This window comes from Dactylosporangium sp. NPDC000555, from assembly GCF_040300025.1.
Classification (GTDB): domain Bacteria; phylum Actinomycetota; class Actinomycetes; order Mycobacteriales; family Micromonosporaceae; genus Dactylosporangium.
In genome coordinates this window covers 57330-68879 of the sequence record NZ_JBEPDB010000043.1, presented here as the reverse complement: position 1 = coordinate 68879, position 11550 = coordinate 57330, and the positions used below count along the sequence as shown (strand labels likewise).

Sequence of the window (11550 nt, the reverse complement as noted above, 5' to 3'; positions counted from 1 at the left end):
ACGGTGCCGCTGCTGGCGGATGAGTATCGGCGCAACCGGACCACGGGTGGGTTCATCATCATCGACGAGTCCACCAACCGCACGGTCGGCGCCGGCATGATCACGAAAAACCTTTAGCTATCCACTGGCGTCTTTGCACAAACCATAGTTAGCCGATAGCATTTTAGGGGAACCCGCCAGTGTGGGTACATCGGCGAAACGTGAGTGGACCACGCCATGACTGCTGTCCCCGACGTTCTTTCCAGCCGCGGCCTCGCGATCCGGTACAGTTCCCCCTTCGACCCGATCGCCGAGCCGCTACTGCGTGAGCTGGACGAGGAGTATCTCGACCGATACGGGCCGAACGACGAGATGCGCCGGCACCCCGCGGCCGAGTTCGTCGCGCCCGGCGGCGCATTCCTGCTCGTCCTCGACCGCGGCCTGGCCGTGGCCGGCGGGGCGTTCCGCCGCTACGACGACGCCACCGCGGAGTTCAAGCGGGTGTGGACCCATCGGCCGTACCGCAGGACCGGGCTCGCCTCCGCGGTGCTGCGCGAGCTCGAGGCCGAGGCCGCCCGGCGCGGCTACCGGCGGATCTACCTCACCACCGGGCCGCGTCAACCGGAGGCGGTCGCGCTGTACCACCGGACCGGCTACCGGCGTCTGGCCGACCAGGCCGACCCGGCCTACGACGACGAGCTGGCGTTCGAGAAGCTCCTCGCCCCCATCCCGGGAGGCGCCGCCGCGGTGCGACCGGCGGGCGCCCGATGAGCGCCGACCATGCGCCCGGTTCGGTCGTCGATGTCGTCGCCGACCATCCGGACTTCGAGGAGCTCAAGGTGGTGCCGGCGCGGTATCCCTGGCGCTGGTTCGCCACCCTCGCGGTCGCGGTACTGCTCGCGATGGCCGGGCATGCTCTCGTCACCAACCCGGCGTGGGACTGGAAGTTCGTCGGCGAGTACCTGTTCTACGAGACCATCCTGCGGGCCGTCTGGCTCACGCTGAAGCTCACCGTGCTCGGCATCGTCCTCGGGTTCGTCCTCGGCACCGTGCTGGCGCTGATGCGGCTGTCCGGTGTGCCGCTGCTGACGTCGGTCGCCTGGACGTACGTGTGGATCTTCCGCTCGGTGCCGCTCATCCTGCAGCTGCTGTTCTGGTACAACCTCGCGATCCTCTACCGGTACCTGTCCTTCGGCGTGCCGTTCGGCCCGGCATTCGTCGAGGTCGCCACCATGGACCTCATCGGCCCGCTGACCGCGGCGAGCCTCGGGCTCGCGCTGCACCAGGGTGCCTATGCGGCCGAGATCGTGCGGGCCGGCGTCCTGTCGGTCGACCAGGGCCAGCTCGAGGCGGCCGCCGCGCTGGGGGTGCCGCGCGGCCGGCAGATCCGCCGGATCGTGCTGCCGCAGGCGATGCGCACCATCGTGCCGACCGCCGCCAACGAGATCGTCGGGCTGGTCAAGGGGACCTCGGTGGTGTACATCATGGCGCTGCCCGAGCTCTTCTACCAGGTACAGGTCATCTACAACCGCAACGGCCGGGTGATCGCGCTACTGCTGGTGGCGACCATCTGGTACATGATCATCACGTCGATCCTGTCGGTCGCGCAGTTCTACGTCGAGCGCCACTACGCCAAGGGCAGCGCCCGGGTGCTCCCGCCGACGCCGATGCAACGGCTGCGCGCCGCCGGTGCGGCCCGGGTCGCCGGATGGCGCCGATGAGCGCGGCGATGGTCGACGTCCGCGGCGTCCACAAGAGCTTCGGCGCACTGCACGTGCTGCGCGGCATCGACCTGCGGGTGCGGGCCGGCGAGGTGACCGTCGTGCTCGGCCCCTCCGGGTCGGGCAAGTCCACGCTGCTGCGCAGCATCAACCATCTGGAGCGGGTCGACCGCGGATACGTCAGCGTCGACGGTCAGCTCATGGGCTACCGGCGAGCCGGGAACCGGCTGCACGAGCTCAAGGAACGCCAGATCCTCAAGCAGCGCACCCAGATCGGGTTCGTCTTCCAGAACTTCAACCTGTTCGCGCACCTCACCGCCATCGAGAATATCGCCGAGGCGCCGATCTCCGCGCAGCGCCGGCCCAGGAGCGAGGTCTACGCCGAGGCGGAGACGCTGCTGCGGCGCGTCGGGCTGCTGCAGAAGGCGCAGGTGTACCCTCGGCAGCTCTCCGGCGGCCAGCAGCAGCGCGTCGCCATCGCCCGTGCCCTCGCCCTGCGCCCGAAGGTCGTGCTCTTCGACGAGCCGACGTCCGCCCTCGACCCGGAACTGGTCGGCGAGGTCCTCGACACGATGCGCGACCTCGCCCGAGGCGGGACCACGATGATCGTCGTCACGCACGAGATCGGCTTCGCCCGCGAGGTCGCCGACACCGTGGTGTTCATGGACGCCGGCCGCATCGTCGAGCAGGGCTCGCCGGACGAGGTGCTCAACCACCCGCAGCACGACCGCACCCGCGCCTTCCTCAGCAAGGTGCTCTGAGACCAGCCTCGAAGGAGGACCCTCGTGTCGCCGTTCCCAGTCCCCGCCCGCCGGGCAGCTCGCCGCTTCGCGGCACCCGCGCTGCTCGCGGCCACTGCCCTCGCGGTGCTGACGGCCTGCGGTACACCCAGCGATATCGCCGCCGGCTCGGCCCCGTCCAGCGGCGCGGCGGGCGCCGGCCAGCTCCGGGTCAACCTGAGCCCGAACCAGAACCGTGTCCGGGCCACGAAGATCGACGCCATCGCGAACACCGTCCCCGCCGCGATTCGCGAGAAGGGCGAGTTCGTCGTCGGCGTGAACCCGGATGGCGCGCCGCCGCTGGAGTTCCTGGCCACCGACGACCGTACCCTGATCGGCTCGGAGCCGGACATCGCCCAGCTGGTCGCGGACGTGCTGGGCCTGAAACTCCGGCTGGAGAACACGTCCTGGGAGAACCTGTTCCTCTCCGTGCGCTCCGGCAAGTACCATCTCGGCTTCTCGAACATCACAGTCACCGAGGACCGCAAGGATCTCTACGACTTCGCCACCTATCGCGTCGACCAGCTGGCCTGGGAGGTCCGTAAGGACGGCAAGGTCACGAAGATCTCCGGACCGGCCGACATCGCGGGCCTCAACGTGTCGGTGGGGTCCGGAACCAACCAGGAGAAGATCCTGCTGTCCTGGGACGAGGAGAACAAGAAGGCGGGCCGCAAGCCCGTGAACATCTCGTACTTCGAATCCTCGGACTACCAGCTGGCGCTGCGCTCGGGCCGCACGGACGCCCACTTCGGCCCGAACCCGACGGTCGCCTACCACGTCGCGGTGGCCGGCGAGACGAGGATCGCGGGCACGTACTCCGGCGGCGGCGCCAGCGTCGACGGCCGCATCGCGGCGATGACGGTGAAGGGCAGCGGCCTGGTGGACCCGGTGGCGGCCGCGCTGAACGCGGTCATCAAGGACGGCAAGTACGCGGAGGTCCTGGAGCGCTGGGGCCTGTCGAACGAGGCCGTCCCCGAGGCGCTGGTGAACCCGCCGGGCCTGCCCCGCGAGAAGACCTGATCTGACCGCCTCACCCCGACACCGGAACGTGGCCGGCCACGCGCCTCCGCGCCCGTGGCCGGCCCCCCGGCGTCATCCGAGGGCCGGCCAGAGCGGGGTCTCGGCGACGTCCTCCGCGTCGCGGAGCACGCGCAGGATGTTGCGGCCGGTGAGCGCCTCGAGCTCGGCGGAGTTCCAGCCGCGCCCGGCCAGCTCGCCCAGCAGCCGCGGATAGCCGGAGACGTCGGCCAGCTCGGCGGGCAGCCAGTCGACGCCGTCGTAGTCGCCGCCGAGGCCGAGGTGCGCCACGCCGAGGAGCTCGCGGGCGTGATCGACGTGGTCGGCGACCTGGGCGAGCGACACTTCCGGCCGCGGATGGGCGGCGAGCCACCGCGCGAAGCCCTCCTCGACCGGCGCCGCGCGCGCCGTCGAGGCCTGCTCCGCGGCGAGGTCCGCGCCCGACTCGCCCGGGCGCGGCGCCCGCGGCCAGGTCCACGGCACCGCCGGCAACCCGAGCCGTTGCCGTTCCGCGCCGGCCTCGGCGGTCCAGGCGGCGACCTCGGCCGAGATGAACGCCGGCACGAACGTGAGCTGCAGGACGCCGCCGTTGACCTTGAGCAGCCGCAGCTCGTCGTCGCCGACGTTGCGCGGGTGGTCGTTGATCGCGCGGGTGGAGGAGTGGCTGAAGATCACGGGTGCGGTGGACACGGCCAGGGCGTCACGCTGGGTGGACGCGGCGACGTGGGACAGGTCGACGAGGATGCCGAGCCGGTTGAGCTCCGCGACGATCGCGCGGCCCGCGTCGCTGAGCCCGCCGACCACGGGCTCGTCGGTCGCCGAGTCGGCCCAGGCGGTGTTGTCGTTGTGGGTCAGCGTCACGTACCGCACGCCGAGCCGGGCGTAGGAGCGCAGCACGCCGAGCGAGCCCGCGAGACTGTGGCCGCCCTCGACGCCGATCAGCGACGCGATCCGCCCGCCGCGGATGACCCGCTCCACCTCCGCCGCCGTGCAGGCGACCGCGAACGTGTCCGGGTAGGCGGCGGCGAGGCGGTACACGGCGTCGATCTGCTCGAGGGTGGCCACCACGGCCTCCGGCTCGGGCAGGTTCGAGGGCACGTAGACGGACCAGAACTGCCCGCCGACCCGGCCCGCGCGCAGCCGGGGGATGTCGGTGTGCAGATCCGGACGGAGCCGGTCGAGGCCGTCGACGAGGTATCCGGCCCGGGCCCGCAGAGCGGTCGGCAGGTCGTTGTGCCCGTCGATGACCGGCATCGCGGTGAGGACCCGCTCCACGAGCCCGGCGGTCTCAACGCCCGGTCTGGCTCTGTGAGGCTTCGCACTGATCGACCCGGACCAGGCGCCGCTCAGCTCCGCGGTGCTCATCGGACGGCCTCGGCGCGCCGGGCGGCCTGGCGGTCCGGGTCGGGCACCGGCGCGGCGGCGATCAGCCGGCGGGTGTACGGGTGCACGGGTGCGTGCAGGACCTGCCGGGTCTCGCCGGTCTCGACAGCCAGGCCGTTCTGCAGCACCATGACCCGGTCGGCGACGGTCTCGACCACGGCTAGGTCGTGGCTGATGAACAGGGCGGCGAACCCGAGTTCGCGATGTAGGCGCATGAGCAGCTCCAGGATTCTGGCCTGAACGGATACGTCCAGGGCCGAGGTCGGTTCGTCGGCGATGAGCAGCCGCGGGCCCAGCGCGAGCGCGCGGGCCAGGCCGGCCCGTTGCCGCTGTCCGCCGCTGAGTTCGTGCGGGTACCGCCCGGCGCTTCCGGCCGGCAGCTCGACCTGCTCGAGCAGCTCGCCGACCCGGGCGCGGACTGCGGCGCGGTCGAGGTCCCGGCGGTGCACCCGCAGCGGCTCGGCGACGCTCTCGCCGATGGTGAGCAGCGGGTTGAAGCTGGTCGCGGGGTCCTGGAAGACGTATCCGAGGCGCCCGGCGGGCGCGCGGACGTCGAGGGTGCCACCGGTGGCCGGGGTCAGCCCGGCGATCGCCCGGCCGATGGTGGTCTTGCCGGAGCCGCTCTCCCCGACCAGCCCCAGCACCTCGCCCGCCCCGATCCGGAAGCTCACCCCGTTGACGGCTCGGGCACCGCCGCGCCCGAGCCGCCGGGGGTACTCCACGATCAGCCGCTCGGCCACCACGACCGGCTCGGCGTCGGCCGCCGGCGAGGTCCGGGCCGTTGCCGCGCCGGGCACCGGTATCGCGGCCAGCAGTTCCCGGGTGTACGCGTGGGCCGGGGCGGCGAAGAGCGCGCCCGTCGGGGACTGCTCGACGATCCGCCCTCGGTGCATGACCGCCACCCGGTCGGCGATGTCGGCGACGACGCCCATGTCATGGGTGATGAGCAGGAGGCCGGTACCGAAGTCGGCGCGGCACCGCCGGAGCAGGTCGAGGATCTCCGCCTGCACGGTCACGTCGAGCGCGCTGGTCGGCTCGTCGGCGACGATCAGCCGGGCGCCGAGGGCCAGCGCCGCCGCGATCAGCACCCGCTGCTGCTGGCCGCCGGAGAACTGGTACGGGTAGTGGTCGGCCCGCCGCCGCGGGTCCGGGATCCCGACCGCGTCGAGCAGCTCCACCGCCCGGGCCCGCCGGGCCGCCCGCCCGCCGACCCCATGGGCGCGCAGCCCCTCGGCGATCTGCCAGCCGACAGGGTACACGGGGTTCAGCGCCGTCGAGGGCTCCTGGAACACCATCGCCACCGCGGTGCCGCGCAGCCTGCGCAGCCGCCGGAGGTTCAGGCCCACCACGTCCAGCGGCGCCGAGCCGTCCGCCGGCCGCAGCAGCACCCGGCCGGTGACCGTCGCCGAGCGCGGCAGCAGGCCGAGTACGGCGTTGGCGGTGGCGGTCTTGCCGCTGCCGCTCTCACCGACCAGAGCGACGATCTCGCCGGGGGCGACGGCGAGGTCCAGCCCGTCGACCGCGGTCACGTGACCGCCGTCGACCGCGAACCGGACGCGCAGATCCTCGATCCGCACGAGCTCCGTGCCGCTCATGCCGTGATCTCCGCTGAGCTCCGTGCCGCTCATGCCGCCCGCCGCCGCAGTCGCGGGTCGGTGAGATCGTTGAGACTCTCGCCGATCAGGGTGATGCCCAGGACCGTCAGCACGATGGCGATCCCCGGCGGCACGGCCGTCCACCAGATCCCGGCGGTCACGTCCGGCACCGCCTTGTTCAGGTCGTAGCCCCACTCCGCGGCCGAGTTGGGCTCGATACCGAAGCCGAGGAAGCCGAGCCCGGCCAGGGTGAGGATCGCCTCCGACGCGTTGACGGTGACCACGACCGGCAGGCTGCGTACCGAGTTGCGCAGCACGTGGCGGAACATGATGCGGCCGTGGCCGGCCCCGATGACCCGGGCGGCGTCGACGAACGCCTCAGCCTTGACCCGGACCACCTCGGCTCGCACGACCCGCAGGTATTGGGGCACGAAGACGGCGGTCACCGACACCGCGGCCGCGGCCAGCCCGCCGGTCAGGCTCGAGCGGCCCTGGCTGACCACGATCGCGACCAGGATGGCCAGCAGCAGCGACGGGAATGCGTACATGGCGTCGGCCACCCCGACCAGGACCCGGTCGAGCCGGCCGCCGACGTAGCCGGCGACCAGCCCGAGCAGCACGCCGCCGGCCAGCGACAGCGTCACCGCCAGCAGGATGACCAGCAGCGCGGTCCGGGTACCCCACAGCGTGCGGGAGAGCACGTCGTAGCCGGTGACCGTGGTCCCGAGCGGGTGGCCGCCGCCGGGCCGCTGCTGGGAGCCGAAGAGCGCGCCCCCGTCCTGCAGCTGGGCGTAGCCGTGCGGGGCCAGGACCGGTGCCAGCAGCGCGGCCAGCACGAACACGCCGACGAGCGCGGCGCCGGCGAGCACCATCGCGCGCTGCGCGCCGGCGCTGTCGCGCAGGATTCGGATGGCCATGTCAGTACCGCACTCTGGGGTCGACGAGCGCCGCGACGGCGTCGACGAGGAAGTTCGTCACCGCGACCACGACGGCGAACACGGCGACGAGCGCCTGCACGGCGACGAAGTCCCGGGCGGTCAGGTAGTGCGCCAGCTCGAAGCCCAGACCCTTCCACTCGAACGTCGTCTCGGTCAGCACCGCCCCGCCCAGCAGCCCGGCGACCTGCAGGCCGAGCAGCGTGATGACCGGCACGAGTGCCGGGCGGGTGGCGTGCCGGTCGCGCAGGCGGCGCTCCGGGACCCCGCGGGAACGCGCCGCCGTGACGTACCCGGCGGACAGCGTCCCGATGAGGTTGGTGCGCACCAGGCGGAGGAAGATCCCGGCCACAAGCAGGCCGAGCGCGACGCTGGGCAGCACCGCGTGGTGCAGCACGTCGAGCACCGCGGCGCCGTCGCCACTGCGCAGCGCGTCCAGCAGGAAGATGCCGGTCACGCTGGAGCGGTGGGCGAGTTGCAGCTGCACGCCGGTGCTGGCCCGGCCGGCGACCGGGAACCAGTCCAGCCACACGGAGAAGACCAGCTTCAGCAGCAGCCCGACGAAGAAGACCGGGGTCGCGTACGCGAGGATCGCGAAGAGCCGCAGGACGACGTCCGGCGCGCGGTCGCGGTAGTAGGCCGCGAGCCGGCCGAGCGGCAGCCCGACGATCAGCGCGATCACGAGCGCGTACACCGCCAGCTCCAGCGTCGCCGTGCCGTAGCTGCCGAGCAGGTCGGCGATCGAGCGGTTGTCCGTCGCCGTGCGGCCCAGGTCGCCGGTCGCCACGCCCTTGAGGAACTCGAGGTACTGCACCAGCAGCGGCCGGTCGTAGCCGGCCTGGTGCAGTCGCTGCCGCAGTTGCTCGGGCGTCAGCCGGTCGCCGAGGGCGTTGGTGACCGGGTCCCCGGTGAGCCGCATGAGGAAGAACACCGCGGTCACCAGGGCGAAGACGGTCGGGAAGATGAGCAGAAACCGAACCGTCAGGTAGCGGGCCAGTCCCGGCACCGGCCGCCGCAGGTCAGCGCTTCGCAAGCTCGGCCCAGCGGAACTGGTACGCACTGTCGAGCCGCTGCGGCACGCCGTCGATCTTCGCGCGGGTCACGATCGCGGTCGATCCCTGCAACAGCGGGACGATCGGCACGGCCTTCGCGACGGCGTCCTGGATCTGCCGCAGCGTCTCCGTGCGCCGGCCCGGGTCCGTCTCGGTCTGCTCCTGCTTGATGAGCGCCTTGACGGCCGCGTCGTCGTAGCCGTTGTTGACCCAGTTGCCGTCCGCGAAGAACGAGCCCAGGTAGTTGTCGGCGTCGAGGTAGTCCGCGTACCAGCCGAGCTGATAGGCGGGGTACTGATCGGCGACCCGCTGCTTGCCGTACTGCGACCACTCGGTCGACTGCAGCGTGACCTTGAACAGCCCGCTCGCCTCGAGCTGGGTCTTGATCAGCGCATACTCGTCCTCCGACGAGGAGCCGTAGTGGTCGGTGTTGTACTGCAGGTTCAGCGCCACCGGTGTGGACACCCCGGCCGTGCTCAGCAGCCGCGCCGCCGCGGCCTTGTCCGGGCCGCCGCGCTGGTCGCCGTACAGCGGCTTGAGGGACTCGGTGGCGCCGGTGATGCCCTGCGGCACGTAGGAGTACAACGGCTGGAACGTGCCCTTGTAGACCTGGTCGGCGAGCTGCGCGCGGTCGATCAGCGACGCCGCCGCTTGGCGCACGGCGAGGGCCTTGGCCGGGTCGGCCTGCGCGGTCGCCGAGCCGAACGGCTGCGTCTTGAGGTCGAACACGATGAAGCGGATGCCGTTGCCCGAGCCGGTGTGCACCACGACTTCGGGCTTGGTGCCGAGGTCCTGCAGGTCGGGGATGGTCAGGGTGCGGTAGACGACGTCGATGTCGCCGCGCTGGATGTCGAGCTTGAGGTTGCTCGCGGCGGTGTAGTACTTGAGCACCACGCCCGTGTTCTTGGGCGCGCCGAGGCCGCCGCCGTAGGCGGGGTTGACGCTGAACGACACGACGGAGTTCTTGGCGTAGCTGTCGATGACGTACGGGCCCGACCAAGGCTTGGCCGCGATGATCGCCTCGTCGTCCAGGATCTTGTCGGCGGGGAAGACCTCCTCGTCGGCCACGAGTCCGGCGGCGGTGGTGAGGATCTGCGGGAAGAGGGTGTCGTTGGGCGACTTGAGCGTGAACTCGACCGTGTCCGGCGCGGGCGCGGCCACCGACTCGAGGTTGTACAGCAGCGACGACGGGCCGTTCTTGTCGGCGATCTTCAGCTGCCGGTCGAAGCTGAACTTGACGTCGGAGGAGGTGAGGTCGTGGCCGTTGGCGAACTTCAGGCCGGGCTTGAGCCGCACGGTGTACTTCGTCGGCCCGCTGAGCGTGATCGATGCGGCGAGGTCCGGCTTGGCGTCGGTCGACCCGTTGTGCGCGCTGAGCAGCGTCGCGTACACCTCGGTCTCGATGGTGCCGGAGCCCGCGTCCCAGGCGCCGGCAGGGTCGAGGCTGGAAACCTGGTCGGTGGTGCCGATCGTGATGGTCCGCCCGTCGGCGGCGGAGTGGGCGTCGGAGGTGTCCGTGGTGCAGGCGGCCAGGCTCAGCAGCGTGGTGAGCGCTGCGGCGGCGACCGGTCCGCGCGGTGTGGTTCGGGGCATGGCGCGACGCTATGAAGCTCCTGTTAACCGGTGTTTCCCATCTGGATAATAGGAAATAAAATCCACCGGCTTCCCTCTCTGTGGAGTCGCCGCGCGCGCCGGTAGCCACGCCCGCTGCCGGTGATGGACCAAATCCTACTTGTCCGATAGGGTGGATCGGTGACTTTGGCCGGGCGTACGACCTCCGCGGTGGACGAGGTAACCAGCCTCGTGAGTGACCTGATCCGGATCGACACGACGAACACCGGAGACCCGGCGACGCTGGTCGGTGAGCGCGTCGCCGCCGAGTACGTCGCGGAGAAGCTCACCGATGCTGGCTACGAACCGGTCTACGTCGAGTCGGGTGGAAAGGGCCGGGGCAACGTCGTCGTGCGCCTGCCGGGCGCCGATCCGGGCCGCGGCGCGCTGCTGGTCCACGGCCACCTCGACGTCGTGCCGGCCGACCCGTCCGAGTGGACGGTGCACCCCTTCTCCGGTGAGGTTCGCGACGGATACGTGTGGGGCCGCGGCGCGATCGACATGAAGCACATGGTCGGCATGAGCCTCGCCGTGGCCCGGCAGTTCAAGCGGGACGGGATCGTTCCGCCGCGTGACATCGTCTTCGCGTTTCTCGCCGACGAGGAGGCCGGAGGCTTCAAGGGAGCCCGCTGGCTCGTGGACCATCGCCGGGAGCTCTTCGAGGGCGTCACCGAGGCGGTCAGCGAGGTCGGAGGGTTCTCGCTGACCGTCCGCGACGGCGTCCGCGTGTACCTCGTCGAGACCGCGCAGAAGGGCCTCATGTGGCTGCGGCTCAAGGTCCGCGGGACCGCCGGCCACGGCTCGATGGTGCACACCGATAACGCCGTGACCAAGCTGGCCGCCGCGATCGCCCGGCTCGACGCCCACCGGTTCCCGATCGTCCTGACCGGCCCGGTCCGGGAGTTCCTGCAGGGCGTCAGCGAGCTGGCCGGCGTGCCGTTCGACGAGGACGACCCCGAGGCGGCGGTCGCCCGGCTCGGATCGATGGCGCGGATGATCGGCGCCACGCTGCGCAACACCGCCAACGTGACGATGTTCAACGCGGGCTACAAGTCCAACGTGGTGCCGTCGCTGGCCGAGGCCACCGTGGACGGGCGCATGCTGCCCGGTCACGAGGAGGCCTTCGAACGGACGCTGGCCGAGCTGCTCGGACCCGACGTCGAGCGGGAATGGGACCTTCTTCCGCCGGTCGAGACGACCTTCGACGGCCACCTGGTGGATGCCATGACGGCGGCGATCTCGGCCGAGGACCCGGGTGCGCACGTCCTGCCGTACATGCTCTCCGCGGGTACCGATGCGAAGTCCTTCCAGCGGCTCGGCATCCGCAACTTCGGGTTCGCGCCGCTGCGACTGCCCCCGGAACTGGACTTCACGGCGCTCTTCCACGGCCCCGACGAGCGGGTCCCCGTCGAGGGCCTCGAGTTCGGCACCCGGGTCCTGACGCGCTTCCTGCTCGACAGCTGAGGCGGTGGTGGGGC

Annotated in this window: 11 protein-coding genes; 6 read left to right on the top strand and 5 right to left on the bottom strand. The window is 71.4% G+C overall.

Features of this window, described 5'->3' with window-relative positions; translation table 11 throughout:
• The 5 genes from ABT297_RS43205 to ABT297_RS24465 form a co-directional block, all read left to right on the top strand.
• Positions 1 to 117: elongation factor 1-alpha C-terminal domain-related protein (locus ABT297_RS43205; RefSeq protein WP_502885636.1), on the top strand; the 117-nt coding region annotated here is incomplete at its 5' end.
• Positions 118 to 216: 99 nt separating this feature from the next.
• Positions 217 to 750, top strand: coding sequence for a GNAT family N-acetyltransferase (locus ABT297_RS24480; RefSeq protein ID WP_350553575.1), 534 nt, complete (start codon positions 217 to 219; stop codon positions 748 to 750).
• Entirely contained in the window at positions 747 to 1700 is a 954-nt protein-coding gene (locus ABT297_RS24475; protein ID WP_350553573.1) for an amino acid ABC transporter permease, read from the top strand. The genes ABT297_RS24480 and ABT297_RS24475 overlap by 4 nt, the downstream gene beginning before the upstream one ends.
• Entirely contained in the window at positions 1697 to 2461 is a 765-nt protein-coding gene (locus ABT297_RS24470) for an amino acid ABC transporter ATP-binding protein (RefSeq protein WP_350553571.1), read from the top strand. Before ABT297_RS24475 ends, ABT297_RS24470 begins: the two co-directional genes overlap by 4 nt.
• Positions 2462 to 2485: 24 nt before the next feature.
• Entirely contained in the window at positions 2486 to 3499 is a 1014-nt protein-coding gene (locus ABT297_RS24465) for an ABC transporter substrate-binding protein (protein WP_350553569.1), read from the top strand.
• A 72-nt stretch (positions 3500 to 3571) separates the two neighbouring features.
• Here ABT297_RS24465 and ABT297_RS24460 read toward each other — a convergent pair whose 3' ends face one another.
• From ABT297_RS24460 to ABT297_RS24440, 5 genes are all read right to left on the bottom strand, one after another.
• Positions 3572 to 4771 (bottom strand): dipeptidase, encoded by a 1200-nt coding sequence (locus tag ABT297_RS24460; RefSeq protein ID WP_350553567.1) that lies wholly within the window; start codon positions 4769 to 4771, stop codon positions 3572 to 3574.
• Positions 4772 to 4857: 86 nt separating this feature from the next.
• A complete protein-coding gene (locus ABT297_RS24455; RefSeq protein ID WP_350553565.1) occupies positions 4858 to 6474 on the bottom strand; it encodes a dipeptide ABC transporter ATP-binding protein in 1617 nt (538 codons plus the stop codon).
• A gap of 29 nt (positions 6475 to 6503) precedes the next feature.
• Positions 6504 to 7391, bottom strand: a complete 888-nt coding sequence (locus ABT297_RS24450) for an ABC transporter permease (RefSeq protein WP_350553563.1) — start codon at positions 7389 to 7391, stop codon at positions 6504 to 6506.
• Between the two features lies 1 nt (position 7392).
• Entirely contained in the window at positions 7393 to 8442 is a 1050-nt protein-coding gene (locus tag ABT297_RS24445) for an ABC transporter permease (protein ID WP_350553561.1), read from the bottom strand.
• Positions 8429 to 10054, bottom strand: a complete 1626-nt coding sequence (locus ABT297_RS24440; RefSeq protein ID WP_350553559.1) for an ABC transporter substrate-binding protein — start codon at positions 10052 to 10054, stop codon at positions 8429 to 8431. Before ABT297_RS24440 ends, ABT297_RS24445 begins: the two co-directional genes overlap by 14 nt.
• A 159-nt stretch (positions 10055 to 10213) precedes the next feature.
• On the opposite strand from ABT297_RS24440, the gene ABT297_RS24435 reads away from it, so the two are divergent.
• Complete coding sequence (locus ABT297_RS24435; RefSeq protein ID WP_350553557.1) at positions 10214 to 11536, top strand: M20/M25/M40 family metallo-hydrolase; 1323 nt, start codon at positions 10214 to 10216, stop codon at positions 11534 to 11536.
• The last annotated feature ends 14 nt before the right edge of the window (positions 11537 to 11550 follow it).

What these genes read in the sequence shown, in the direction of transcription:
- ABT297_RS24475 (WP_350553573.1), top strand. Translation starts at nt 747, where the DNA reads ATGAGCGCCGACCATGCGCCCGGTTCGGTCGTCGATGTCGTCGCCGAC.
- ABT297_RS24480 (WP_350553575.1), top strand. Translation starts at nt 217, where the DNA reads ATGACTGCTGTCCCCGACGTTCTTTCCAGCCGCGGCCTCGCGATCCGG.
- ABT297_RS24455 (WP_350553565.1), bottom strand. Translation starts at nt 6,474, where the DNA reads ATGAGCGGCACGGAGCTCGTGCGGATCGAGGATCTGCGCGTCCGGTTC.
- ABT297_RS24470 (WP_350553571.1), top strand. Translation starts at nt 1,697, where the DNA reads ATGAGCGCGGCGATGGTCGACGTCCGCGGCGTCCACAAGAGCTTCGGC.
- ABT297_RS24450 (WP_350553563.1), bottom strand. Translation starts at nt 7,391, where the DNA reads ATGGCCATCCGAATCCTGCGCGACAGCGCCGGCGCGCAGCGCGCGATG.
- ABT297_RS24440 (WP_350553559.1), bottom strand. Translation starts at nt 10,054, where the DNA reads ATGCCCCGAACCACACCGCGCGGACCGGTCGCCGCCGCAGCGCTCACC.